Genomic DNA, 24,789 nt, shown 5'->3' with positions numbered 1-24,789 from the left:
CACTGCCTCTCCGCTAGACCTTGAGGTACCGCGAGATCGCGAAGTTGGCCGAGATCGCCGCCAACAGCACGCCGACGAGCAGCAGGATCGGGAGGACCACGAAGGCGTCACCGAGATCGACGAAGTTGACGTACCGCATGCGGTCCGCCAGGTATCCCTGGACGAACACCTGGACGATGGTGATCACCGCCCCGGCCGCGAGGATGGAGCCGATGAGCGCGGCGAACACACCCTCGAGGATGAACGGTGTCTGGATGAACCGGTTCGATGCACCGACCAGTCGCATGATGCCGAGTTCCCGGCGTCTCGAGTACGCCGACAAGCGGATGGTCGTCGCGATCAGCAGGGCCGCAGCGACCAGCATGAGTGCCGCGATCCCGATCGCCGTGTAACTGGCGATGTTCAGGACCGAGAAGATCTGGTCGAGGTACTGGCGTTGATCCGTCACCTGCTCCACGCCCGCGACCCCGGAGAACGCCTCGACGAGCACGTCGGACTGCGAGGCGTCCTTCATGTTCACCCAGAAGGTCTCGGGCAGCTGGTCCGCCGTGACGAACTGTGCGATGTCGTTGCCCTTGAACTGCTCTTGGAAGTTCGTGAACGCCTGCGCCTGGTCCTCGAAGTAGAACTTGTCCACGAAGGGGGCGAGGGTCGACGACTCGAGGGCGCTCTGGACGGCGGCGCGCTGCTCTTCGGTCGCGGCACCGGCGGCGCAGGTGTCGCCCGCGCTGTCGGCGGTGCAGAGGTAGATCGCGACCTGCGCGCGGTCGTACCAGTAGTTCTTCATCTGGCCGATCTGCATCTGCAGCAGGACGGCCGTACCGACGAAGGTGAGCGAGATGAACGTCACGAGCACGACGGAGACGACCATCGAGACGTTGCGACGCAGGCCGTTCCAGACCTCGGACCAGATCAGTGCGAGTCTCACTTGGTCGGCCCCACGTTCTGCTCTCCGTCTTCAGTGCCGCGCGCCGCGGCACGCAGGCCGAGTCGCTCGGCGAGCGACAGGTGTTCGACCTCGATCGGGTCGATCTCGTTGCGCGCCGGGAGCCCGATGGGGCCCGTGGCGTTGCTCAGGCGTTGCGGAGGCGCGACCTCCGGGACCGCAGCCGCCGGTGGTACGGCGGGCTCCGCTTCCGGCGTCGTCGGCTCGGCCTCGGGCGCTTCCAGTGTCGATTCCTCGGCTCGCGCCGCCGAAGTCTCAGGCTCGGCCACGGGAGCCGCGGCCGATTCCTGGATCGGCGTCGAGCCGGACACCCGGGTGACGACCTCGTCGGTGTCAGCCTGCGGTGTGGTCTCGCGCGAGACCGCGGCGGGCGCGGTCGGTGCGGCTGGAGCGGTCGGCGTGGCCGCGGTGGCGGCGACCGCGGCTGCGGCCACCGCACTCGTCGTGGGCTCGGAGTTGGCAGCGACGGATGAGGTCGTGGTCGTCACCGGAACCGAGGAGGTCTCGACGACGGGTGAGACCGGAGTCGAGGCCGTTGCGGGAGCTGACTGTGCCGCCGGAGCGGCGGCCTTGGAGGATCCTCTGACGAGACCCGGGATGGCCGCGGTCGTGCCGTATCCACCGTGGCGTTCGTCACGGACGATCTGACCGTCCTGCAGCTCGATCACCCGGCGCTGCATCTGGTCGACGAAGCCGGCCTCGTGCGTGGCCATGACGACCGTCGTCCCACCCGCGTTGATGCGCTCCAGCAACTGCATGATGCCGGCGCTGGTGGCGGGGTCGAGGTTACCGGTCGGTTCGTCGGCCAGCAGGATCTGCGGCTTGTTGACGATGGCGCGGGCGATGGCGACGCGCTGCTGCTCACCACCGGACAGCTCGTGCGGCAGGCGCTGCGCCTTGCCGTCGAGTCCGACCATTTTGAGGACGTCGGGGACGGCCTCCTGGACGAAGCCGCGCGACTTGCCGATCACCTGGAGGGTGAAGGCGACGTTCTGGTAGACCGTCTTGCTCGGCAGTAGACGGAAGTCCTGGAACACGACCCCGAGGCTGCGCCGGAAGTACGGCACCTTGCGGTTCGAGATGGAACCGAGGTCGTGGCCGAGCACATGGATCTTGCCCTTGCTCGGCTTGTCCTCCTTGAGCATCAGGCGGAGGCAGCTCGACTTCCCCGACCCCGAGGCGCCGACGAGGAAGATGAACTCTCCCCGGAGGATCTCGAAATCGACGTCGTTGAGCGCGGGACGCGAGGTTCCCGGATACTTCTTGGAGATGTGATCAAACCGAATCATGGCTCCTTGAGCTTAAGGAGCGACCTGCCGATTACGGGCAGGACACGCCCGCGATCCGTACCCTGTACGAGGGCTGGGCGAACACTATGCCGCCCCGCGCTACTCCGCCTTCGACATCGACCGCCAGCGGATGCCCGCGGCGATGAACCCGTCGAGATCGCCGTCGAACACCGCTGCGGGGTTCCCCTGCTCGTGCTCCGTCCGCAGGTCCTTGACCATCTGGTACGGCGCGAGCACGTAGGAGCGCATCTGGTCGCCCCAGCTCGCCGTGATGGTGCCGGCCAGCTCCTTCTTCGTCGCGGCCTCCTGCTCCTTCTGGATGAGGAGGAGTCGCGACTGGAGCACGCGCATGGCTGCGGCGCGGTTCTGGATCTGGCTCTTCTCGTTCTGCATCGAGACGACCGTGCCGGTCGGCAGGTGGGTGATGCGCACGGCGGAGTCGGTGGTGTTGACCGACTGGCCGCCAGGGCCGCTGGACCGGAAGACGTCGACACGGATGTCCGACTCGGGGATCTCGACGATCTCCGTCTCCTCCATGAGCGGGATGACCTCGACGGCGGCGAAGCTCGTCTGCCGCTTGCCGGCGGCACCGAAGGGGCTCATGCGCACCAGGCGGTGCGTGCCCGCCTCGACGCTCAAGGTGCCGAAGGCGTACGGTGCGTCGACCTCGAAGGTCGCCGACTTGATGCCGGCCTCCTCCGCGTAGCTCGTGTCCATGACGGTGACCGGGTACTTGTGCTGCTCGGCCCACCGCAGGTACATGCGGAACAGCATGTCGGCGAAGTCGGCGGCGTCCACACCGCCGGCACCGGCGCGGATGGTGACGACGGCGGGGCGCGGGTCGTACTCGCCGCTCAGCAGCGTCTGCACCTCGAGTTCGCCGAGCACCTTCTGCAGGCTGATGAGCTCCTGGCGGGCCTCTTCGGCCGACTCCTCGTCCTGGGCGTCGGTCGCGAGTTCGATGAGCACCTCGAGGTCGTCGAGCCGGTTCGCGATGCTGGTGATGCGGGCCAGCTCGGACTGACGGTGGCTCAGGGCGCTCGTCACCTTCTGCGCGTTCGTCGTGTCGTCCCAGAGATCCTGGGCACCCGCCTGCTCGCTCAGCGTCGCGATCTCGGCTTCGAGACGGTCGACGTCGACGACGGTGCGGATGTCGTCGAAGGTCGAACGGAGGGTACTGATCTGTGTGGAGAGGTCCAAGTCAAACATTTGGCTTCAGCCTACCGCGCAGGGCCGCGGGCGTACGATCGAGGGGATGACTTCCGACGAACGCCCGTTCCAGCTGCGCTCCGTGGCCGTCTCGGTCTTCCTCCCCACACTGTTGTTCTCGATCGGTGAAGGCGCCATCATCCCGATCATCCCGGCCGTCGCCGGGAACCTGGGGGCGACGCTCGCCGTCGCCGGCGTCATCTCGTCGCTCATCATGCTCGGCGAACTCGTCGGCGACGTCCCGTCAGGGTGGATCGTCAGTCGGATCGGCGAACGCTTCGCGATGATGTGGGCGGCGCTGCTCGCGGTCGTCGGGGTCGCGACGGCGGCCATCTCCCCCAATCCGTTCGTCCTCGCCGTGGGCATCTTCTGCATCGGGCTCGCGACCGCCGTGTTCGGTCTGGCACGGCACGCGTTCATGACGACGTACGTGCCGATGCGGTTCCGGGCGAGGGCGCTCTCCTCCCTCGGCGGCGTCTTCCGCGCCGGCACGTTCATCGGCCCGTTCCTGGCTGCGGGCGTCATCCACCTCACCGGGACGTCTCAGGCGGCGTTCTGGGTGATGGTCGTCTGCTGCGCCGGCTCCGCGATCACCCTGCTCGTCCTCCCCGACCCTGCGGAGATGTTCGGGCGACCGCCGTCGACACGCACCGCCGACGGCGAGGAGCGCACCGAGGGTGAGGAGCTCGCGTCCGAGGAGTCGAGCGGTCTCATCGCGTCGATCCGAGCCCATGGCGCGGTGCTCACGAGGATGGGGACGACCGCTGCACTTGTCGGCGCCCTGCGGTCGTGCCGCGCGGTCCTGCTCCCCCTGTGGGCCGTGAGCATCGGCGTTTCGGAGACGGACACGGCGCTCATCATCGGCGTCGTCGGCGCGGTGGAGTTCGCCCTCTTCTATGCCAGCGGTCAGGTCATGGACCGCTGGGGGCGGATCTGGACCGCCGTCCCGTCGATGATCGGGCTGGGCTCCGGGTTCATCGTCCTGGCCTTCACGCACGACCTCGATGAGGCGCGGGTCTGGTTCATCGCCGTCGCCCTCGTGCTGGCACTGTCCAACGGGCTCGGCAGCGGTATCCTCATGACCCTCGGCTCCGACCTCGCGCCACCGGACCGTCCCGCGCCGTTCCTCGGCGCCTATCGCTTCCTGGGCGACGCGGGCACCGCCGCCGCTCCACTGGCGATGTCCGGGATCACCGCGGCTGCGTCGATCTCCCTCGCCGCCGGCACCATCGGCGGTGTCGGGCTCATCGGCGCGTTCCTCCTCTTCCGGTTCATCCCCCGCTACATCGATCGCGGAACGCGCCCCTTCCCCTGATCGTCGGCAGGCTCGTGCTCCCTCACCAGAACACACTGCGAGCACTCGCGGTCGCCTCGATCCGGAGGCCCTGCGGGACGAACAGCGTCAGCATCGGTGGCCGCCAATCCGACGCCAGCGAGACCTCCGCGCTCCGGCCGTCCGGCGTCCGCGCCGCGACGATCTCGACGCCGGTGAGCGCACCCGCACCACCGGTGACGAGATCGTCGCGTGCACTCGAACGGACCGAGTCGTCATCGAGGACGGGTCGGAAGGTCCCCTCGGACTGGATCGTGACGTCGTCGATGGAGAAGGACTCCGCAGCGGTCGCGGCCAGGCGGTCGGCGAGGTCGAGGAGCCGCTTGTGCTCCACGTACAGGGACGTGGCGGCGCTCCCGACAAGGACCACGGCGAGCGCCACCACGGCGAATCCGATGGTCAGGAGCATGGTGGACCCGTCCTCTTCGCCGACGTCCAGATGTCGTCGTCTGCCCGGCACTCTTATTCCGCCTCGCTGAACCGGTCGTCGAACCGGGAGATCGGTGCCGTGGCGGCGCCGGTCACGGGGACCGCGGCCTGGACGCCGACGATCTCGGGCATCAGCGGCAGGACCACGAGGATGTCGACAGTGACCGTGACGGCACCGCCGCGCTGCCCGCACGGGAGACCGGCTGGTGCACAGTCGAGGGTGACGGACGACTGGGACCGATCGAGCCCGAAGTCGTCCAGTGCGAGTGCGAGCGCGTCCTCGACGCGGTCGCGACCTGTGGCGTCGTCGTCGGCCCGCGCGTAGAGTTTCGCCGCCTGCGCCGCGGCCCCGCCGGCCGCGAGCACCGCCGCCTGCACTTCGGCGAGCGCGACGATGAGATAGACGATCGGCACGAGGAGGACCAGACCGACGGTGATGAACTCGAGGGAGGCCGATCCGTCGTCGTCCAGTGGGGTCGGTCGGTGACGCAGCTCATCATTCGAGTGTCTCGAGGACCGCATGACCCTCCACCTCCAGGACGCCGGGCAGTCCGATCAAGCCCACGACCGGAAGCGGTGCGCGGACGGTCACGGTGACGATGCCGACTCCGCGCTGTTCGGCCAGTGTGGTGCTGACGTCACCGGTGTAGCCCTCCCCCACGGCGACGGCGATGAGCTGTCGTGCTCGTTCGGCGCCATCGAGCAGCTCGGTGTCGGCCAGTGCGCCGAACCGAGCACCCTCCGCCGCCGCGTCGATGAGCGTGTTCCGGACGTGGAGGGCGAGCGCGAGCTGGACCACGGACATCATCAGGACGGTGAGGATCGCTCCGACGAACACGAACTCGGCGACGGCTGATCCGTCCTCGCCGTGCACGAGCCGCGTCCGCCATCCGCCGATCTCGGGCTCAGATGCCGGAGACACGGTCGATGGCCTGTTCGAACACCTGCGTGAGCGCCGGGCCCGCGACACCCCAGATGAGGAGGACGAGCCCGGCCGTCATGAGCGTGATGAGGACCCAGCCGGGGACGTCGCCGCGCTCCTCGGCGAGGACGGAGCGACTCCGGTGGAGCGTGCGGTCGAGGATTGAGGAGGAGGACATGTGGAACCTTTCGTCAGAAGCCGGTCCGGAGCACGAACACTCCGGGGAAGACGGCGATGATGATGGACAGGGGCAGGATGAGGAAGACAAGGGGCACGAGCATCGCGACCTCCTTCTTCCCGGCGGATTCGAGGAGACGGCGTTTGGCGATGTCGCGTCCGTCGTGTGCGTGATCGAGGAGCACGGCTGCGACCGGTGTCCCTCGTTCGAGCGCACCGAGGATCTGGTCGACGCATCGCGACAGCATCGGCATCGCGAGTCGTGCCTCGAACTGCCGGAGTGCGGTGGCGAACGGGATACCGGTGGAGACGTCCGCCATCACCCGGCGGAACTCCCTGCCGAGCTCCCCGCTGGACCCGATGCGCGCCACGCGGTCCATGGCGTCCGTGATCGCTTCGCCGGCCGCGAGACTCAGACTGAGGAACTCGAGCACCGTCGGCAGCTCCTCCTCGATCCGCGCGAGGCGGCGACTGGCGGCGAGTGCCAGCAGCTGGTCGCGGACGACGATTCCGGCCACCGCCCCGACCGCGGGGAGCGGTGCGGCGAACGGGAGCGCCAGTCGTCCGTTGCTGAAGGAGAACACGGCGAGCGCCGCGGCGACCGCGAAGCCGCCGAGCCCCCACAGGAGTTGCAGCAGTCGGTACCGCTCGAGCGTCGGTCCCCCGGCTTGACCCAATCGACGGATGACGAGTTCCTGATCGGCGCCGACCAGGCCGAGCGACCATCGAAGGGCGCGGAGGACCGGCACCAGCAGGGTCCCGAGGACCGGTAGCGGGTCGGTTGAGCGGCGCGCGGCTTGTGACCGGGCGTCGCTGGAGAGGTCGGCGACGTAGGGGGCGATGCGGTCCGCGAGCCGCGGTCGTCCGAGTGCCGGCAGGAGCATCGCGAGCGCCCAGAGGCCGACCCCGAGCACGGCTCCGAGGCTGAGCGCCCACGCTCCGTCGGCACTCACCGGAACCACCGGCGTTCGGGCTGGAGGCGTCCGACGCGGAGCATCGCCTGGTAGGCGAGGGCGGAGACCACGACGCCGGCGATGATCAGGACCGCTCCTTCCCGGGAGTTGTAGGCGGCGGACGCCTCCGGCCGGGACGACAGGAGCAGGAGGATCGCCCAGGGTGCTGCGACGCCCAGCCTCGCGGCGTTCACCACCCAGGACTGTCGCGCCTCGGCCTCGGCTCGGATGGCCGACTCCTCGCGCAGCCCCGCGGACAGCGCTCGGAGCACCGCCGGCAGTTCCGTGCCTCCGACGTCGCGGGCCATGCGCACCGTCTCGAGGATGCGGTCCGCGACAGGGTCGGCGAGCGCGGTCTTCAGGTCGTCGATGCCGTCGGCGAAGCGGCCGGCAGCCCGGTAGTCGGCGCTGAACGCGGCGAACGCCGGGCGGAGCGGTGCGAGTCCGACGGTGTCGAGCGCGGCCACCGCATCCGGGAGCGAGAGCCCTGACCGGATCGCGGACAACAGGTGGTCCACGACATCCGGCCACAGTCCCCGCTGCAGGCGACGTCGCGAGATGGCGCGGGCTCGGAGCACGATGACCGGTGCGACGAGTCCGGCGACGGCGACGACGGCGGTCAGCGGCAGGACACGGCAGAGCGCCTGGACCACCGCGCCGGAGACGAGTCCGGCGAGGACGGAGACCACGATGGCGGCCGCCCAGTACCGACCGGGCAGACCGGCCAGGATCAGGAGTTCGCGGAGCGCAGCGACCGGCTTCCACCGCTCCAGGGTGTCGCGCAGTGGCTCCGGGTCCGGCCACCACCAGGGTGCGACGGTGAGGAGGAGGCCTGCGGCGAGCACCGCTCCGACGACGAGACTCATCGCTCGCCGACGGCGAGGATCGAGGCGAGCGAGATCCCGGCCGCACGGTACTTGGCGTCGTTCAGGGGGAAGCGACCGGTGGCGCGGAGCTCTCCGTCGCGCTGCTCGAAGAGCGTGGAGGCCTCGATCGTGTGGGACTCCCCGCTCCCGCCGACCGCGATGATCTCCGCCACCCGTCGGCGTCCGGACCGGTCGAGCTCGCAGTGCACGACGAGGTCGACGCAGGATGCGACGGCCGGGCGCACGAACCCCGAGTCGATGTTCCGGCCCGCCAGCAGTGGCAGCGTGCAGAGCTTGCCGATCGCGTCGCGCGCGGAGTTCGCGTGGATACTGCAGAGCCCGGGCAATCCGCTGTTGAGGGCGATCAGGAGGTCGAGGCTCTCCGCCTCCCGGACCTCGCCGACGACGATGCGGTCCGGCCGCATCCGGAGCGCTTCCTTGATGAGCCTGCGGAGGGTGATCTCTCCCGTGCCCTCGAGGCTGGCCTGCCGGCACTGCATCGCGACGACGTCGCGGTTACCCGGCGCGAGCTCGAAGGTCTCCTCGACGGTGACGATGCGGAGGGCTGGGTCCAGCGCCGCGATGAGGGCGCCGAGCATCGTGGTCTTGCCGGCCTGGGTCGCGCCCGACACGAGCAGGTTCGCCCCCGCGGTCATGCTCGCGCGCAGGAACTCGGCGGCCTGATAGCTGATCGATCCCGCGGCCACCAGCTGACCGAGATCACGGATCCGTGCGGAGAACTTGCGGATGTTGATGGACATGTGCCGACGCGTGACGTCGGGGATGACGACGTGCAGCCTCGAGCCGTCCGGAAGCGAGGCGTCGACGAACGGGTTCGCGAGGTCGACCCGTCGACCGGTGGCGCGAAGCATCCGCTCCACGAGGTCGCGGACGTCACCTTCCCCGAGGACCACGTCCGTGAGCTCTGACACCCCGCCGCGGGCGACGAACACCTTGGTCGGCTCGTTGATCCAGATCTCCTCGACACCCGGATCGTCGAGCAACGGCTGGATCGCGCCGAACCCCGTCACCGCGGCGAGCACCTCGCTCGTCATCCCGTGCTCATCGTCGATGAGCGGCGTCGTGTCGTTCAACGCCCGCTCGTTGTAGCGACGCACCTCCTCGCGAGCGATCCGCCCCGCTCCCCCACGCCGACCCGGCTCCCCGAACTCCTCACGCACCCGGTCGCGCACGCGCGCCGTGATGATCTCCGCCGCTGTCCCCATGCCGCCATCCTGACGAACACCGACCACACCCCGCAGAAGTTATCCACAGCACCCGCTGCTCGACGCCCCGTGAACCGGTCACTAGGCTCGGGAACCGTGCCGACCACCTTCCGCATCGACAGCTCCCGCATCCATGACATCTCCTCGTTCTACGCGGTGATGAACGAACTGCTCATGCAGGACGAGGACTGGGATCTCGGCCCGAGCCTCGACGCCCTCGACGACGTCCTCTATGGCGGAATCGGTGCGCTCCGCGATCTCGAGGACGTGCACTTCGTCTGGACTGACCACGACGCGAGCCGCACCGCCCTCGGCGTCACGGCCACCCGCGCGTGGCTGCAGGAGAAGCTCGAGCGCGGCGCACCGTTCGACACGGCGCGGATCACCACGCAGCTCGACGACCTGGACGCCGGCCGCGGCAAAACCTACTTCGACCTGCTCCTCGAAGTCTTCGCCGGCCACCCGGACATCCGACTCGAACTCGCCTGAACCGGTCGATCCGCCGGCTGTTCCGGTGCCGGTCCCCGATCGCAACCGCTTGCGGCGGTCGACACGAGCCGGAAGAGTGGGCTCCATGATCAACGGCTACACCGCAGACCAGGTCCGAGCCGCAGAGGCACCGCTGTTGGACGCCGGGGAACCGCTCATGGCACGAGCCGCACACGGCCTCGCCGAGGAGCTGCGGGCGGTGCTCGCCGACCGCGCGGATGGCCTCGAGGACGAGGCACCCGACATCTGGAAGATCCTGCTGCTCGTCGGATCAGGCGACAACGGCGGTGACGCCCTCTTCGCAGCGGCGGAACTCGCCGGCACGACCGGTCCGGACGACGTCCCACTCGACCTCGTCGTGGCCAGGACCGGTGACCACGCCCATGAGGCGGGTTACGCCGCCGCCGTCGAGGCCGGCGTCCGCTTCCTCATGAACTCCCCCGCCGAGCCGGACGACACCGCTGACGAGGCCAAGGGCGCCGCGCTCGTCGTCGACGCCGTCTTTGGGATCGGGGCCAGCCGGAACCCCACGCTCCGCGGTGCGCCGAAGGCGATCGTCGAGGCGGTCCTCCCGGTCGTGCAGAGCGCGGGCGGGCCGACCGTCGTCGCCGTGGACGTCCCGAGCGGTATCGACCCCGACGAGGGAAGCGTCCCCGAGGGCGCCGTCCTGCCGGCGGAGGTCACGGTCACGTTCGGCGCGGTGAAGGCCGGGCTGCTCATCCCACCCGGCTCGGCCTACGCCGGCGACGTCCGCCTCATCGACATCGGCCTCGGACCGCAGCTGGCCGACGTCACGCCGTTCACGACGCTGGACCAGGCGGACGCCTGACCGGCTGCCCAGCCCGGCACCTCGCCTGGGCGGTCGGCATCACCGACCGTCCAGGCGGCGCATGACGCTCAGGAGCCGACGGCGGCAGCAGATCGCCCGGACGCGACACCCGCGAGCGCATGGCCCGCGAGCGAGCCGAGCGTGCGGAGCCCGTCGCGCGACAGCACCGACTCGAGGTGCCCCTGGACCGACGCGAACCCACGACCGCGCATCGCGAACACGTCGCCCGACGCCGCATCGGCGGCGATCTCGACCCCACCGACCGGAGCCTCACCCGCCAGCCGTGCGGTGAAGGTGTTGTAGAACCCGATCAGCGACTGCTCACCGAAGAGGTCGAGGTCGAGCTGCAGTCCCTGTCGGGGCGCGTCGAGGCGTTCGATCGGCAGCCCGAGCTGGATCGCCAGCACCTGATGGCTCAGGCAGACGGCGAGCAGTGGCGCTCCGGCGGCGAGGCGCGCCGACACGATCTCGTGCATCCGGCGGACACGCGGATCGGCGAGGTCGAGCGGATCGCCCGGACCCGGGCCGGCGACGAGGAGGTCGACGTCCACGAGGGCGTCGGTCACCGCCGACCAGTGCTCCACGCTGACGGTCATCCCGAAGTGGCGCAGCTGGTGGGCCAGCATCGCGGTGAACTCGTCCTCGGCGTCGACGATGACCGCGGTACGGCCTGACAGTGAACCGACCGGTGCCGGGTGCTGCGGCTGCAACCAGAAGGACGCCAACCGCTCGTTCCGCGCTCGGAGCGCGTCCTGTACGCCCGGCTCCGCCGCGAGGTCGACGGTCGGGCCGAGCCCGGCGGGTGCCATGACGCCCAGAGCGGTCAACACGCCAGCGGCCTTCGCCGCCGTCTCGGCCACCTCCGACTCGGGATCCGAATGACGGACGAGCGTCGCACCGGCGGGCACGCGGACGAGGCCGGCGTCGTCGACGTAGGCGGTGCGGATGAGGATCGGTGCGTCGAGTTCGTAGTCGCCGTCGCCCACCGGGGTGAACAGCGCGAGCACGCCGGAGTAGTAGCCGCGCGCGTTCCGCTCATGGCGGGCGATGACCGAGCACGCGTTCTGCATGGGCGAGCCCGTGACCGTCGGTGCGAACATCGTCAACCGCAGGACCTCGCGGACGTCGAGCTCGCTCGTCCCGGCGAGCAGGTACTCGGTGTGGGTGAGGCGCGACATCTGCTTGACGTAGGGGCCGAGGATGCGTCCACCGGAGGCGCACACCCGGCTCATCATCTTCATCTCCTCGTCGACGACCATGAAGAGCTCTTCCGTCTCCTTGACGTCGCCGAGGAACGCGCGGAAGTCGTCGCCGGTCGCGCCGGAGCGCGGGTGGCGGAAGGTGCCGCTGATGGGGTTCATGGTGACGGTGCGTTCACCGGTCGAAGCGTCGCGGGCGACCGCGACGTGGCGCTCGGGCGTCGCACCGGCCATCGAGACGCCCGGGGTGTGCACGGCGAACGTCCAGTAGGCGCCGGTCTCCCCCGACAGGAGCGCCCGCAACCAGGCGAGGACCGCGCGCTCGGCCGGCACCTCGGTCGTCGCGGTGAACTCGCGTCGGATGACGAAGTTGGCGCCCTCGCCGCGTCCGATCTCGTCCTCGATGACGCGGCGCACGATCGACGCGTAGTCCTCGTCGGAGACGTCGAACCCGCCGTCGACCAGCGGGACAGCGTCGGCGGGGAGTCGCTCGAGCATGTCGTCGAGCGTCACCGTCTCACGCTCGCTCACCACGAGGCAGCGCAGCGGAGCGCCGTCCTCCATCGCCGCGAAACCGCGCTCGCGCACCTGGCGATAAGGCACGAGCGTGAGGACCTCGGGCTGGTGGTCGTCGCCGGTGGCTCCGAGCGGGATGTCGGCGAGCGACTCGACGTCGACGACCTCACCCGTGTAGAGGTCGACGGTGTCGCTGCCGTGTCGGCGGAGCACCGCGAACGGGAAATCGGGGCCGGCGTGCAGCACGCGGTGGAGCAGGGTGGTCATGGTGGTGTCCTCAGGCTGGGACCGATCCGACAGGGCCTCCGAACGAGAACGACCGCCCTGTCAGGCGGTCGAGTCGTCGTGTGTGCACGTGCGCGGTCCGCCTAGGAGGCGGGCCACCAGCTCGTTGCACACGTCGTTCGCATGGAGCCGAGCATACACGGGCCGACCCGGGCTCCGCTGTCCGTGGCTCCTCCCCGAAGCTCAGGACGTTCCCGACCTCGCTCCCGTAGACTGAGCGGGCCGCGGGAGTGGTGGAATTGGCAGACACGCAGGATTTAGGTTCCTGTGCTTTCGAGCGTGAGGGTTCAAGTCCCTTCTCCCGCACGCGACATCGTCGTACGCCGTTCCATCCCTCCCCCGACAGCAGGAGCTCCGCATGGTCCACACCGCCCTCATCCCCTGGCTCGACCCGGAGGGCATCATCACCGCCGTCGGTCCCTGGGCCCTCGTCGTGGTCTGCGCGATCGTCTTCGCCGAAACCGGCCTCCTCGTCGGATTCCTTCTGCCCGGCGACACCCTGCTCGTCATCACCGGTCTCCTCGCGTTCGGGTCCGCCCGCGTCATCGAGATCGACATCTGGTGGGTCTGCCTCGCGATCGGGTTCTCGGCGTTCCTCGGCGGCGAGGTCGGGTACCTCATCGGGCACAAACTCGGGCCGAAGGTGTTCGAACGCAAGGAGTCCGGTCTCTTCAGCATCAAGAACGTCGAGCGGACGAACGCCTTCTTCGAGCGCTTCGGTGCCCTCGCGGTCATCCTGGCGCGCTTCGTCCCGATCGTCCGGACCTTCGCGCCGGTCGCTGCCGGCATCGGCCACATGAACTACAAGAAGTACTCGCTCTACAACCTCATCGGAGCGCTCATCTGGGGCGCAGGGCTCACCTTCTTCGGCTACCTGCTCGGATACATCCCCCCGGTCGCCACCTTCGTGCAGAACTACATCGACGTCATCCTCATCGGAGCCGTCGTCCTCACCCTCATCCCGACCACCTGGCACTACATCCAGTCGAGCCGGAAAGCGAAGGCGCTGCAGGGCACCATCACCGAGGAGGAGCGTCGGGCCGCGGCTTCGAAGCTCGCCGACCAGGACGTCTTCAAGCGCGACCGCGGGAACGGCCCGGTCTGATCGCCGGTGGCGCCGCTCGCGCGAGTGGCGCAACAACCGGACCCGCCCCGCGCGTCAGCGGTGGTGCGACTCCTCGTGGGAGGCGTGTTCCTCGGGCTCCAGCTGGAACGTCGAGTGCTCGACGTCGAAGTGGTCGTGGAGGCACGAACCGAGACGGTCGAGCAGCTCCCCCGTGCCACCGTCGGCGAACACCTCCTGCCGGGCGACGACGTGGGCCGAGAAGACCGGCTGGCCGGACGTGATCTGCCAGACGTGGACGTCGTGGACGGCGACGACCCCGTCGGTGCCGAGCAGGTGGTCCCTGATCTCCTGCACGTCCGTGTCCGAGGGCGCGGACTCGCTGAGGACGTGGACGACGTCGCGGAGCAACGACCACGCCCGCGGCACGATCATCGCGGCGATCGCGAGCGAAGCGATGGCGTCGGCCTGAGCGAAGCCCGTCAGCATGATGACGACCGCGGCGATGATCACGGCGATCGAACCGAGGAGGTCGCCGAGGACCTCGAGGTACGCGCCGCGCATGTTGATCGACGTGTCACGGCCGCCGCGCAGCACCTGGAGGGCGACGAGGTTCGCCACGAGACCGATGACGGCGACGATCAACATCGGAAGGCTCTTGACCTCCGCGTCCGCCGGCTCGACGAGGCGGGACACCCCCTCGATGAGGACCGACACCGCGACGGCGATCAGGATGAGCGCGTTGATGAGCGCGCCGAACACCTCCGCGCGCTGATACCCGAAGGTCTGGCGATCGGTGGCCGGGCGCGCGGCCACGATCGTGGCGACGAGCGCGATGACCAGCCCGGTGAGGTCCGACAGCATGTGCCCGGCGTCGGCGAGGAGGGACAGCGAACCGCTCACCCAGGCACCGACGAGTTCGACCACGAGGACGGTCGCGATGATGGCGATCGCCACCGCGAGTCTCCTGCGGTTGGCGGTGCCGGCGTGTGCGTGATCGTGACCCATGATGCATCAACCGTAGGAGCTTCCCAGCGCCCGCGGAAGGGTTCATGCCGAGATAGGAATGGTCCTGAGTATCATGCTCAGCTGGCGGTCGACGCGGGCCCCTCGGGCACGAGCCGCTGCAGCACCGGGACGAGCGCTCGGAAGGCGAGTGCGCGGTGGCTCAGCTCGTTCTTCTCAGCCGGTGACAGCTCCGCCGCCGTCCGATGCTCGCCGTCCGGGATGAACGCCGGGTCGTACCCGAAGCCGTTGGTCCCGCTCGGCTCCGTCGCGAGGGCTCCGCGCCAGGTGCCGACGGCGACGTGCTCGAGCGGCTCCATCCCGTCGATCCCAGGCGGCACCACGAGGGCGAGGTGGCAGGCGAACCAGGCGGCACGATGCTCCTCGTGCACGTCCCGCAGCTGATCGAGGAGGAGGGCGAGGTTCGCGGTCGAGTCGTGCTGCGAGCCGGCCCAGCGCGCCGAGAAGATGCCCGGCGATCCACCCAGGATCTCGACGCCGATGCCGGAGTCGTCGGCGAGCGCGATGGAGCCGGTGTGGGCGGCGGCGACCCGAGCCTTGATCAACGCGTTCTCGCTGAAGGTCGTGCCGTCCTCGACGGGCTCCGGGCCGTCGTAGGCGAGGACCGTGATCCCGGGGACGTCGCGGCTGACGAGCCGCTGGAACTCCTCGACCTTGTGCTGGTTGTGCGTCGCGAGGACGATCTCGACGCTCATCAGCGTCCGAGGGCCTCGAACTGGATGGCCTTGAGCGACGCAGCGCCACCGACGGCGAGGTCGAGCAGGGAGTCGAGTTCGCGGCGGTCGAACGGGGCACCCTCGGCCGTCCCCTGCACTTCGACGAACGATCCGCCGCCGGTGACGACGACGTTCATGTCGGTCTCGGCGCGCACGTCCTCGACGTAGGCGAGGTCGAGCATGGGCACGCCGTCGATGATGCCGACCGAGACGGCCGAGACGCTGTCGGTGAGGGGCGACGCCTTCTGCGAGATGAACTTCTTGCCGCGCGCCCACTCGATCGCATCGGCGAGGGCGACGTAGGCGCCGGTGATCGCCGCTGTGCGGGTGCCACCGTCCGCTTGCAGGACGTCGCAGTCGATGACGATCGTGTTCTCGCCGAGGGCCTTGGTGTCGATCACGGCGCGGAGGCTCCGACCGATGAGTCGCGAGATCTCGTGGGTACGACCGCCGATCTTGCCCTTGACCGCTTCACGGTCCATCCGCTCGTTGGTGGAACGGGGCAGCATCGCGTACTCCGCGGTGACCCAGCCGCGACCCTTGCCGTTCAGCCAGCGCGGCACGCCGTTGGTGAAGGACGCCGTGCAGAGGACCTTCGTCCGGCCGAAGCTGATGAGTGCCGAACCCTCGGCCTGCTCGCTCCAGCCGCGCTCGATCGTGATGGGACGCAGCTGGTCGTTGGTGCGGCCGTCGGCGCGCGCGATGTCACTCATGGATGTGCTCCTCGAACTGGTGGGATGGAAGGTCGATCACGCCGGTCTGAACGAGCGAGACGGTGGAGATCTCCCGACCCATCAGACGGTTGGCGAGGGCGATGAAGTCGTCGGCGCTGCTCCCGGTCGCCTCGTACCGGTGGGTGGCGGGTTCGCTGCTGTCGCGCAACAGGTCACGGGTGACGAGTACGCGGTAGACGTCGTTCGCGGTCTCGGTGTCGCTCGAGACGAGCGACACCTGCGGACCCATCACGTAGCTGATCGCGCCCTTGAGGAAGGGGTAGTGGGTGCATCCGAGGACGACGGTGTCGACGCCGGCGTGCCGGAGCGGCGCCAGGTACTCCTCAGCGGCCTCGAGGAGGTCGGGGCCGGTCGTGACGCCGGCCTCCACGAACTCGACGAACCGGGGGCAGGCCTGGCCGAACACCGTCAGCTCGGGATTGACCTCGAACAGGTCCTGATACGCCCGCGAGTTGATCGTGCCCTCGGTCCCGATGACGCCGATGCGCCCGTTCCTCGTGCTCCGGACCGCGGTCCGCACAGCGGGCTGGATCACCTCGACCACGGGGACCGAATAGCGTTCTCGGGCATCGCGGAGCATGGCCGCCGATGCGGTGTTGCAGGCGATCACCAGCATCTTCACGCCCTGGTCGACGAGCGAGTCGAGGACCTCGAGCGAGTAGCGCCGCACGTCGGCGATGGGCTTCGGACCGTAGGGCGAGTGAGCCGTGTCGCCGATGTAGATCACGGACTCGGCGGGGAGCTGATCGCTGACCGCTCGCGCCACCGTGAGTCCGCCGACGCCGGAGTCGAAGATGCCGATGGGTGCGTCGTTCACGATGACCCAGCCTACCGCCCCTGCCGATCGACGTCGCTGACCGACCGATCACCACGTTCCGAGCACGCTCGCGGCTAGGCTGAACAGGTGCACGAGTCCTCAGCTCTCCTCACCGACCGATACGAACTCACGATGCTGGACGCCGCCCTTCACCGCGGCACCGCGGATCGGGAGTGCCTGTTCGAGCTCTTCGCCAGACGCCTCTCCGGCGGCCGCCGCTACGGCGTCGTGGCCGGCACGGGCCGCTTCCTCGAACTGCTCAAGCACTTCCGCTTCGGTGAATCGGAACTCGAGTGGCTGCGCGAGGAGGGCGTCGTCAGCACGACGGCGCTCGACTGGCTCGCCGACTACCGCTTCTCGGGTTCGATCTGGGGCTACCGCGAGGGCGAGGTCTTCTTCCCCGGTTCGCCGATCCTGGTCGTGGAGGGCACGTTCGCCGAGGCCGTCATCCTCGAGACGCTGGCGCTCAGCGTGTTCAACTACGACAGCGCCGTCGCCACGGCTGCCGCCCGCATGACCTCTGCGGCTGGCAGCCGTCCCCTGGCCGAGATGGGCTCCCGTCGGACGGGCGAACGGTCGGCCATCGCCGCAGCCCGGGCGGCGTACATCGCCGGCTTCAGCGCCACCTCGAACCTCGAGGCCGGACGCAGCTGGGGCATCCCGACGATGGGGACGGCCGCGCACTCCTTCACGCTCCTGCACGACTCCGAGGAGGACGCCTTCCGAGCCCAGATCGACACGATGGGCGCCGGGACCACGCTGCTCGTCGACACCTACGACATCGAGGAGGCCGTGCGACTCGGCGTGCGCCTCGCGGGCCCGGAGCTCGGAGCCGTGCGCATCGACTCCGGCGACCTGCCGATCGTCGTCGACCAGGTCCGCCGCCTCCTCGACGGACTCGGCGCCACATCGACCCGCATCACGGTCACCAACGACCTCGACGAGCACGCCGTCGCCGCCCTGGCCGCATCCCCGGTCGACTCCTACGGCGTCGGCACCTCCGTGGTCACCGGCTCCGGCTCCCCCGCCATGGGCATGGTCTACAAGCTCGTGGCGCACCGTGACGACCAGGGCGACTGGATCAGTGTCGCGAAGAAGTCGGCCGAGAAGGCGACCGTCGGCGGCCGCAAGACGGCTGCGCGGGCCTACGACCGGCACGGGGTCGCCCGCGAGGAGCGTATCTACCTCGGCGACGGTCCGGCCGGCGAACACGAGGGTGCGGCCGACGCCGCCTCGGAACGTCCCTTGATGGTCCAGCTCGTCGAAGGCGGACTCGTGGACGAGCAGTACCTCGGCGCCGCGGGGACGCGCCATGCGAGGGAACACCGGGCACAGGCGGTGGGGGAACTGCCACCCCGGGCCGTCAGCCTCACCCGCGGCGACCCCGTACTCCCGACCGTGTACCTCGAAGACTGACCGCGGCGACGCGTCTCAGCGTCGGCCGCGGTGCGCTCCAGCGTCAGTCGCGGAGGAGCTTCTCGTAGATCTCCTTGCAGGCCGGGCAGATCGGGAACTTCTCGGGGTCGCGACCCGGCGTCCACTTCTTGCCGCAGAGCGCCTTCACCGGCTTGCCGCTCAACGCCGATTCGAGGATCTTCTCCTTCTTGACGTAGTGCGAGAAGCGCTCGTGATCGCCGGGCTCGATGTTCTCGCTCTCGATCAGCTCCTCGAGCTCACGATCCATGATCGCCGTGCTCCCACCGTCGGGCGTGCCACCGGGATCGATCGTGCTCATCTGCTGCTTCGTGCTGTCATGCTGCGCCATGGCTCCATGGTACCGCCGGACGGCACCCGGGTCTCCTGCGGGCCGATCCGGTCGCCGACGTCGGGTCAGTGCGAGCTGGCGAAGCCGACGATCTCGGGGCTGCGGCGATCGAAGACGCGACCGCCGGCGAAGATCCCGATCACGAGGACCAGGATGCCCGTGCCCGCACCGACCGCGAGAGCCCCGAAGTTCCAGTTCGGCTCACCGGTGAGCCCGAGCACGGCCAACCAGCCGGCGGGAATCGTGAGCAGGACCGTACCGAGCAGGCTCAGGAACTGCGCGGACATGCCGCTGCTGCCCGGCACCTGCGGCTGCTGGAACGGGCTGTCGCCGGGAAGCGACGTCGGGTACGGGAACCGCGCGGACACAAAGCTCGCGATACCGGCACCGCTGAACAACAGGCACGTGCTCACACCGATCATCGACGGCAGGGCGTCCCAGTCGCCGTAGAACAGGATACTCAGCGTCGACCCGACCGCGATGAGCGGGATGCCGATGAGGAGCACCGGGAAGAGCCGGCCGATCCGGTCCGATCGTCCGCGGACCCCCGAGGCGACGTGCAGCCAGACCGCGGTCGAATCGAAGGCGAGGTCGTTGTGCAGGAGCCAGCCGAGGAACCAGCACACGACCGGGAGTGGGACGAGTGCGAGGACGTTCATCGGGATGCCGGCGACGAGCATGGGCACGAAGAAGATGAAGGGCGCGATCGGGATGATGACGAGGGAGACGAGGTACCGCGGGTCGCGCAGCCAGTAGGTCATGCTCCGAGCGGCGATGGCTCCGGACGGGGAACCGGGGAGCAGGTCGAACCAGCCCAGACCGGTGCTGTCGCGGCCCGTCCCGAGGCGTTCCGGCGTCACGAGCAGTCGGGCGACGAACGCCTGCCAGGCGAACCAGAGCAGCGCGATGGTCGCCGCGGTGAGCAGCAGCTTGACGATCGCCGGCGCGATGCCGCCGAGTGCGGCATCACCGGGGAAGGACCAGACGGCGCCGAGCGGGGTCCAACTGAGGATGTCAGCGACCCGGCCGAGGACGGCGAACCCGTCGCGCTGCCAGTCCACGGTGGTGAGGGCGATGATCGCCGGCGCCACGGCGATGATGAGCACCAGCCCGAGGACACCCATGACCTCCTTGGCGCGACGCGTCGCGAGGAGGCTCGCGGAGATCGAGGTGGCGATCCGGGCCAGGAGCGCGCAGAGCAGCACGCCGAGGACCGCGGAGACCACGGCGAGGACGGCGGGCAGCGGCGACCGCGACCAGGTGACCACCGACGAGGCCGCGAGGACGGCGAGGACGAGTGACGGCACCGACACGAGCGCTGTCACGAGTAGGCCGGCCGACAGGGTGCGGTTGGGCAGCCCGAAGAGCGAGAACGCCCGAGGATCCAGCTGGTCGTCGACACCGAAGACGAGCGGCAGGATGATGAAGCCCAGGACGACGGCCGATCCGGCCAGCACGAGCAGGTTGCGCGTGACCTCCGGGTCGCCACCACGCAGCGCGACGAGACCGGTGCTCGCGAGCACGACGATCCACACGCCGACCGCGATCGCGAGGACGAGCCCGACCAGTCGCCAGGGGCTGCGGCGGAACGCGTTGAGCGTCAGCTGCAGTTTCAGTCGGAGAAGCTGTGCAACCATTCCATTCCCTCTGCCGACTTGCGGCCCCCGGCGAGCTCGACGAACCGCTCCTCGAGCGTGCCCGTTCCGCGCACCTCGTCGACGGACCCGGCGGCCAGCACCTTGCCCTGCACGATGATGGCCACGTGATCGCACACGCGCTGGATGAAGTCCATGCCGTGGCTCGAGAGCACGACGGTCCCGCCGTTGGCGACGTACCGCTGGAGGATCTCGATGACGTTCGCCGCGGAGACCGGATCGACCGATTCGAACGGCTCGTCGAGGATGAGGACACGCGGCGAATGGATGAGTGCGGCTGCCAACGCGATCTTCTTCGTCATGCCCGCCGAGTAGTCGGAGACGAGACGGCCGAGCGCGTCGTCGAGACCGAAGGCACGAGCCAGATCGGTGGTCCGTGACTTGACGGTCGCGGGGTCGAGCCCCCGCAGGACGCCGGAGTAGTACAGGAGCTGGCTGCCGGTCAGGCGGTCGAAGAGCCGCAGCCGGTCGGGCAGCACGCCGATCGCACGCTTGGCCTCGGCGGGATCCTGCCAGACGTCGACGCCCTGGACCGTGATGGACCCTGCGTCGGGACGGAGGAGACCCGTGACCATGGACAGGGTGGTCGTCTTGCCGGCGCCGTTCGGCCCGACGATGCCGTAGAACGAGCCACGTCGGACCTCGAGGTCGACGCCGTCCACCGCGACCGTGTCGCCGAACTGCTTGACGAGTCCCGAGATCGACAGGACGACGGGATGGGCGCCATCGCCGTCGGCCTCGCTGCGCTGCGACGTCGCGGCGGGTGACGAGGTGGCGGCGGACGACGGTGTCGGCGCGGGACGGCCGGCAGGACGCTTCGGTGCTGCAACCGGAGTGACGGCCTCCTCCCGCGGAGGCGCCACCGATACGGACCCCGACGGTGCCGGCGTCGCCTGCCGGGCCGTGTCGTCCACAGCCTCCCCGGCGATGGATGACGCGGTCGGCGGGGTCTCGGTCTGCGTGGCGTCGGCCCGAGTCTCCTCGACGGCGATCCGGTCGACGACCTCAGGGGAAGGCTGCTCGGAGGGCGTCGACGTCGTCGGCCGTTCGACCGATCCCGGTGCGCTGACCTCGTCGAGCACGCCGGCGGCTGCGGCGGCCGTCTGTTCGGGCTGCTTCGTGACGCTGGTGCGCGCCGGCGTGCGCTTGGCCGGCGTCCGGGCCGTCGTGGACTTCGTCGTCGAGGTGCGGGCAGTGGTCGTCTTGGCGCCGGCGGCCTTGGTCGCCGGCTTCGCGGCGGTGGTGCGCGCGGTCGTCGACCGGGGCGTCTTCGGGGTGGTGCTCGTCTCGGCCGACGCAGTGGCCTCCGGAGCATCGGCAGCTGCAGCAGCCGACTTCGCGGGCGTGCGCTTCGCAGCGGTGGTGCGCGCCGTCGTCGACTTGGTGGCCGTGGTCTTCGCCGTCGAGGTCCGAGCGGTCGTCGAGCGTGCCGTGGTCGTCTTGGGTGCCGGCTTCGTGGCGTCCCCGGGCTCCCCCGAGGTCTCGCTCGCCGACGTGGCGCGGGTGCGGGGCGTGCTCGGCCGCTTCGCCGGGGCCTTCGCCGTTCCGGCAGCCCGAGGCGTCGTCGAGCGGGGTGCGCGCTTCGGTGCCGCAGCGGCCTGATCGTCGGAAGGGGTCGACGGCGCAGGTGCGCCGGCGGCATCGGCGGTGTTCGGCGTGCCCGGACTCGTCGGCGTGCCGTCGGCAGGCGCCGGCTGCTGAGCGGGATCTGGCGGAGTCGTGGAAGTCACCAAGCAAACCTACCAACAGCGGCGGCCGGAGCGGACAGCGGAGTCTCAGGATGAACGGTTGACACATCTCCCCCAAGCTGTGTAAACGCCGGGTGGTCGATCACAAAACGACAACGGACCCTGGGAACCCCTGACAGACGGAGTTCACCGCGGCTAGCCTGTATTTTGGCATAACGGAGTGTCTTTCAATGCACGTCTTGGTTAATCCTCGGTGAATCGTCCACAGCATCGTGGCACCGCGTGATTCCATACCCACACTGAGGAGAACAACGTGACCACCCAGGTAGTGATCCTTGCCGCAGGGATGGGCAGCCGTCTCGGCCGCTCGCTTCCCAAGCCCCTGACCGAGCTCAGCGACGGCCGCACCATCATGCAGCAGCAGTTCGACAACATCCACCACGCGTTCGGAGCGAGCGCCAAAGTGACGATCGTCGTCGGCTACAAGCTCGAGCACATCATCGAAGCGTTCCCCGACGCCTCCTTCGTCTACAACGAGCAGTACGACCAGACCAACACCTCGAAGAGCCTCATGCGCGCCCTCGCGGCGTCTCAGGCCGGCGGCGTGCTCTGGATGAACGGCGACGTCGTCTTCGACCCGGCCGTCCTCGACCGCGCTGCCGCGATGATCGCCAGAGACCGCTCGTTCGTGACCGTCAACACCTCCAAGGTGTCCGACGAGGAGGTCAAGTACACGACGAGCGCCGAGGGCTACATCAAGGAGCTCTCGAAGACCGTCGTCGGCGGGCTGGGCGAGGCCGTGGGCATCAACTACATCTCGTCGCAGGACAAGACGACGCTCCACCGCTACCTGACCAAGGTCGGCGACCAGGACTACTTCGAGCGCGGCATCGAGCTCGCCATCGAGCGCGAGGGCATGCTCGTCGAGCCGGTCGACATCTCCGACCTCTACGCGGTCGAGGTCGACTTCGCCGAGGATCTCGAGCGCGCGAACCTCTTCGTCTGAGGTCCCCGTCCACATCGCACACGAACGCCGTCCCGACGCTGAGCGTCGCGGGCGGCGTTCCTGCGTCACCTCGATAAGGTTGGTCACGTGAGTTCTTCAGCTGAGACGCGGCCAAGGATGTCGCGATCGGCGAGGTACCGCCACGCGCTCTGGATCCTGACGGTCCGAGACCTGCGCGTGCGCTACTCGACGAGCGCGCTCGGCTACGTGTGGTCCATCCTCGACCCCCTCGTCATGAGTGGGATCTACTGGTTCGTCTTCACGCAGGTGTTCCGGCGCGACGTCGGCGAGGAACCCTACATCGTGTTCCTCCTCGCGGCACTGCTGCCGTGGATGTGGTTCACCGGATCGGTGTCCGACAGCACCCGCGCCTTCCTGCGCGAGGCGAAACTCGTGCGTTCGACGACGATCCCCCGGACCATCTGGGTGAACCGGATCGTGCTGTCGAAGGGCATCGAGTTCCTCGCTGCGCTCCCGGTCCTCGCGGCGTTCGCGATCTTCAGCGGCGCGCAGGTCAACCTCGACATCGTGCTGTTCCCGCTCGCCATCGTCATCCAAGCCGTCCTGACAATCGGGCTCTGCCTGATCGTCGCTCCGCTCGTCGTGTTCTTCCGCGATCTCGAGCGCGCCGTCAAGCTCGTCCTGCGGTTCATGTTCTACGCGACGCCGATCATCTACAGCACGACGGCGCTGCCCGACAGGATCGAGCCCTTCGCGGCGTTCAACCCGCTCAGCGGGATCTTCGCGCTCTACCGTTCCGCGTTCTTCCCACAGGAGCTCAACTGGCACCTCGTGGGTGTGTCCGCCGCCATGTCCACGGTCATCCTCGCGGTCGGTCTCCTCGTCTTCAAGCGCTGCGAGCGCTCCGTGCTGAAGGAGATCTGATGCCCACAGGCAACGCAACCGCCGCTCGGCCGGCGATCTCGGTGGCCGACGCAGGGATCCGGTTCCGGCGCAACCGTGGCGGTCGGCGGAGTTTCAAGGACCTCTTCGCCGGTCGCGACCGACGCTCGAAGCCGGGTGAGTTCTGGCCCCTGCGCCACGTCTCCTTCGATGTCGCCCCCGGAGAGGCCATCGGCGTCGTCGGACGGAACGGTCAGGGCAAGTCGACGCTGCTCAAGCTCGTCGCGGGCGTCGTCCTGCCCGATGAGGGCACCATCGGCGTGCACGAGGGTGTCGCGCCGCTCATCGAGATCACCGGCGGCTTCGTCAACGACCTGACGGTCCGCGACAACGTGTACCTGACGGCCGGCCTCCACGGCATGTCCCGGCGCGAGATCGACGGACGGTTCGACGACATCATCGCCTTCGCCGAGATCGCCGACTTCGTGGACACCCCGTACAAGCATCTCTCGAGCGGCATGAAGGTCCGCATCGCCTTCGCGGTGATCGCACAGCTCGAGGAGCCGATCATCCTCGTCGACGAGGTCCTCGCCGTCGGCGACCGCGCGTTCCGCGAGAAGTGCTACCGGCGCATCGAGGAACTCCTCGATGGCGGGCGCACCCTGTTCTTCGTCTCGCACAACGAGAAGGACCTCCGACGCTTCTGCACGAGGGGGCTCTACCTCGACAAGGGGGCGCTCGTGCTCGACGCGCCGATCGACGACGTGCTCGACCGCTACAACGCCGACTACAACAGCTGAGGCCTGCC

General features: G+C 69.1%; 26 protein-coding genes and 1 tRNA gene. 9 read left to right on the top strand and 18 right to left on the bottom strand.

The features are described 5' to 3' along the window. Positions 1-13: 13 nt before the first annotated feature. The 3 genes from ftsX to prfB form a co-directional block, all read right to left on the bottom strand. Complete coding sequence (gene ftsX / locus RWN05_RS10245) at positions 14-928, bottom strand: permease-like cell division protein FtsX (protein WP_064296231.1); 915 nt, start codon at positions 926-928, stop codon at positions 14-16. Next, positions 925-2,235 carry a cell division ATP-binding protein FtsE gene (gene ftsE, locus RWN05_RS10240; protein ID WP_314139437.1) on the bottom strand — a complete coding sequence of 437 codons (1,311 nt, stop codon included), beginning with the start codon at positions 2,233-2,235 and terminating at the stop codon, positions 925-927. The genes ftsX and ftsE overlap by 4 nt, the downstream gene beginning before the upstream one ends. 99 nt (positions 2,236-2,334) lie before the next feature. Continuing rightward, positions 2,335-3,444 carry a peptide chain release factor 2 gene (gene prfB, locus RWN05_RS10235; protein WP_079002185.1) on the bottom strand — a complete coding sequence of 370 codons (1,110 nt, stop codon included), beginning with the start codon at positions 3,442-3,444 and terminating at the stop codon, positions 2,335-2,337. Between the two features lie 46 nt (positions 3,445-3,490). Between prfB and RWN05_RS10230 the strand changes: the two genes are divergently transcribed. Further along, positions 3,491-4,759 carry an MFS transporter gene (locus RWN05_RS10230; RefSeq protein ID WP_314139436.1) on the top strand — a complete coding sequence of 423 codons (1,269 nt, stop codon included), beginning with the start codon at positions 3,491-3,493 and terminating at the stop codon, positions 4,757-4,759. 22 nt (positions 4,760-4,781) lie between these two features. On the opposite strand, the gene RWN05_RS10225 is transcribed toward RWN05_RS10230, so the two are convergent. The 7 genes from RWN05_RS10225 to RWN05_RS10195 are packed head-to-tail and all read right to left on the bottom strand — an operon-like array spanning position 4,782 to position 9,350. Next, positions 4,782-5,186 carry a hypothetical protein gene (locus RWN05_RS10225; protein ID WP_071260948.1) on the bottom strand — a complete coding sequence of 135 codons (405 nt, stop codon included), beginning with the start codon at positions 5,184-5,186 and terminating at the stop codon, positions 4,782-4,784. A 53-nt stretch (positions 5,187-5,239) separates the two neighbouring features. Next, positions 5,240-5,728 carry a TadE family protein gene (locus RWN05_RS10220; RefSeq protein WP_314139434.1) on the bottom strand — a complete coding sequence of 163 codons (489 nt, stop codon included), beginning with the start codon at positions 5,726-5,728 and terminating at the stop codon, positions 5,240-5,242. Then, positions 5,703-6,128 (bottom strand): TadE family protein, encoded by a 426-nt coding sequence (locus tag RWN05_RS10215; RefSeq protein ID WP_254773605.1) that lies wholly within the window; start codon positions 6,126-6,128, stop codon positions 5,703-5,705. The genes RWN05_RS10220 and RWN05_RS10215 overlap by 26 nt, the downstream gene beginning before the upstream one ends. Further along, positions 6,112-6,306: a hypothetical protein gene (locus RWN05_RS10210; RefSeq protein WP_071260955.1), complete on the bottom strand. Its 195-nt coding sequence runs from the start codon at positions 6,304-6,306 to the stop codon at positions 6,112-6,114. Before RWN05_RS10210 ends, RWN05_RS10215 begins: the two co-directional genes overlap by 17 nt. 13 nt (positions 6,307-6,319) lie before the next feature. Continuing rightward, a complete protein-coding gene (locus tag RWN05_RS10205) occupies positions 6,320-7,258 on the bottom strand; it encodes a type II secretion system F family protein (protein ID WP_314139433.1) in 939 nt (312 codons plus the stop codon). Beyond that, positions 7,255-8,124, bottom strand: coding sequence for a type II secretion system F family protein (locus tag RWN05_RS10200; protein ID WP_314139431.1), 870 nt, complete (start codon positions 8,122-8,124; stop codon positions 7,255-7,257). The genes RWN05_RS10205 and RWN05_RS10200 overlap by 4 nt, the downstream gene beginning before the upstream one ends. Continuing rightward, positions 8,121-9,350, bottom strand: a complete 1,230-nt coding sequence (locus RWN05_RS10195) for a CpaF family protein (RefSeq protein ID WP_192018175.1) — start codon at positions 9,348-9,350, stop codon at positions 8,121-8,123. Before RWN05_RS10195 ends, RWN05_RS10200 begins: the two co-directional genes overlap by 4 nt. A 96-nt stretch (positions 9,351-9,446) precedes the next feature. Here RWN05_RS10195 and RWN05_RS10190 point away from each other — a divergent pair, with 96 nt between their 5' ends. Together RWN05_RS10190 and RWN05_RS10185 are read left to right on the top strand one after the other, a co-directional pair. Beyond that, positions 9,447-9,839 carry a ribonuclease inhibitor gene (locus RWN05_RS10190; RefSeq protein WP_314139430.1) on the top strand — a complete coding sequence of 131 codons (393 nt, stop codon included), beginning with the start codon at positions 9,447-9,449 and terminating at the stop codon, positions 9,837-9,839. An 85-nt stretch (positions 9,840-9,924) separates the two neighbouring features. Next, positions 9,925-10,668, top strand: coding sequence for an NAD(P)H-hydrate epimerase (locus tag RWN05_RS10185; protein ID WP_314139429.1), 744 nt, complete (start codon positions 9,925-9,927; stop codon positions 10,666-10,668). Positions 10,669-10,736: 68 nt separating this feature from the next. On the opposite strand, the gene RWN05_RS10180 is transcribed toward RWN05_RS10185, so the two are convergent. Beyond that, on the bottom strand, positions 10,737-12,650 hold the full coding sequence (locus tag RWN05_RS10180) for an anthranilate synthase family protein (protein WP_314139428.1): 1,914 nt from the start codon (positions 12,648-12,650) through the stop codon (positions 10,737-10,739). Between the two features lie 242 nt (positions 12,651-12,892). On the opposite strand from RWN05_RS10180, the gene RWN05_RS10175 reads away from it, so the two are divergent. Together RWN05_RS10175 and RWN05_RS10170 are read left to right on the top strand one after the other, a co-directional pair. Continuing rightward, positions 12,893-12,974: transfer RNA gene (locus RWN05_RS10175), tRNA-Leu, on the top strand. Between the two features lie 52 nt (positions 12,975-13,026). Beyond that, the gene (locus RWN05_RS10170; protein WP_314139426.1) at positions 13,027-13,773 is read left to right on the top strand and encodes a VTT domain-containing protein; all 747 of its coding nucleotides are present in this window, start codon (positions 13,027-13,029) and stop codon (positions 13,771-13,773) included. 54 nt (positions 13,774-13,827) lie between these two features. Here RWN05_RS10170 and RWN05_RS10165 read toward each other — a convergent pair whose 3' ends face one another. The 4 genes from RWN05_RS10165 to murI all read right to left on the bottom strand — a co-directional run bounded on the left by RWN05_RS10165 (position 13,828) and on the right by murI (position 17,024). After that, entirely contained in the window at positions 13,828-14,739 is a 912-nt protein-coding gene (locus RWN05_RS10165) for a cation diffusion facilitator family transporter (RefSeq protein ID WP_064296206.1), read from the bottom strand. A gap of 77 nt (positions 14,740-14,816) precedes the next feature. Beyond that, positions 14,817-15,452, bottom strand: coding sequence for an RdgB/HAM1 family non-canonical purine NTP pyrophosphatase (rdgB, locus tag RWN05_RS10160; protein ID WP_079002171.1), 636 nt, complete (start codon positions 15,450-15,452; stop codon positions 14,817-14,819). Then, entirely contained in the window at positions 15,452-16,186 is a 735-nt protein-coding gene (gene rph / locus RWN05_RS10155; RefSeq protein ID WP_064296204.1) for a ribonuclease PH, read from the bottom strand. Before rph ends, rdgB begins: the two co-directional genes overlap by 1 nt. Further along, positions 16,179-17,024, bottom strand: coding sequence for a glutamate racemase (gene murI / locus RWN05_RS10150; protein ID WP_071260977.1), 846 nt, complete (start codon positions 17,022-17,024; stop codon positions 16,179-16,181). Before murI ends, rph begins: the two co-directional genes overlap by 8 nt. An 87-nt stretch (positions 17,025-17,111) precedes the next feature. On the opposite strand from murI, the gene RWN05_RS10145 reads away from it, so the two are divergent. Further along, the gene (locus tag RWN05_RS10145) at positions 17,112-18,440 is read left to right on the top strand and encodes a nicotinate phosphoribosyltransferase (protein ID WP_314139423.1); all 1,329 of its coding nucleotides are present in this window, start codon (positions 17,112-17,114) and stop codon (positions 18,438-18,440) included. 43 nt (positions 18,441-18,483) lie between these two features. On the opposite strand, the gene RWN05_RS10140 is transcribed toward RWN05_RS10145, so the two are convergent. The 3 genes from RWN05_RS10140 to RWN05_RS10130 form a co-directional block, all read right to left on the bottom strand. Further along, positions 18,484-18,759 carry a DUF3039 domain-containing protein gene (locus RWN05_RS10140; protein WP_064296346.1) on the bottom strand — a complete coding sequence of 92 codons (276 nt, stop codon included), beginning with the start codon at positions 18,757-18,759 and terminating at the stop codon, positions 18,484-18,486. Positions 18,760-18,854: 95 nt separating this feature from the next. After that, a complete protein-coding gene (locus tag RWN05_RS10135) occupies positions 18,855-20,426 on the bottom strand; it encodes a hypothetical protein (RefSeq protein WP_064296202.1) in 1,572 nt (523 codons plus the stop codon). Further along, positions 20,402-22,174, bottom strand: coding sequence for an ATP-binding cassette domain-containing protein (locus RWN05_RS10130; RefSeq protein ID WP_314139422.1), 1,773 nt, complete (start codon positions 22,172-22,174; stop codon positions 20,402-20,404). Before RWN05_RS10130 ends, RWN05_RS10135 begins: the two co-directional genes overlap by 25 nt. Before the next feature lie 271 nt (positions 22,175-22,445). Here RWN05_RS10130 and RWN05_RS10125 point away from each other — a divergent pair, with 271 nt between their 5' ends. The 3 genes from RWN05_RS10125 to RWN05_RS10115 all read left to right on the top strand — a co-directional run bounded on the left by RWN05_RS10125 (position 22,446) and on the right by RWN05_RS10115 (position 24,781). Continuing rightward, entirely contained in the window at positions 22,446-23,138 is a 693-nt protein-coding gene (locus tag RWN05_RS10125; protein WP_314139421.1) for a phosphocholine cytidylyltransferase family protein, read from the top strand. 117 nt (positions 23,139-23,255) lie between these two features. After that, positions 23,256-24,023 (top strand): ABC transporter permease, encoded by a 768-nt coding sequence (locus RWN05_RS10120; protein ID WP_064296199.1) that lies wholly within the window; start codon positions 23,256-23,258, stop codon positions 24,021-24,023. Further along, complete coding sequence (locus RWN05_RS10115) at positions 24,023-24,781, top strand: ABC transporter ATP-binding protein (RefSeq protein WP_064296198.1); 759 nt, start codon at positions 24,023-24,025, stop codon at positions 24,779-24,781. Before RWN05_RS10120 ends, RWN05_RS10115 begins: the two co-directional genes overlap by 1 nt. The last annotated feature ends 8 nt before the right edge of the window (positions 24,782-24,789 follow it).

This window comes from uncultured Plantibacter sp. (assembly GCF_963518075.1).
GTDB classification, from domain to species: Bacteria; Actinomycetota; Actinomycetes; order Actinomycetales; family Microbacteriaceae; genus Plantibacter; species Plantibacter flavus_A.
The sequence above is the reverse complement of the archived record's forward strand: the minus strand, read 5'-3'. Positions and strand labels throughout refer to the sequence as shown.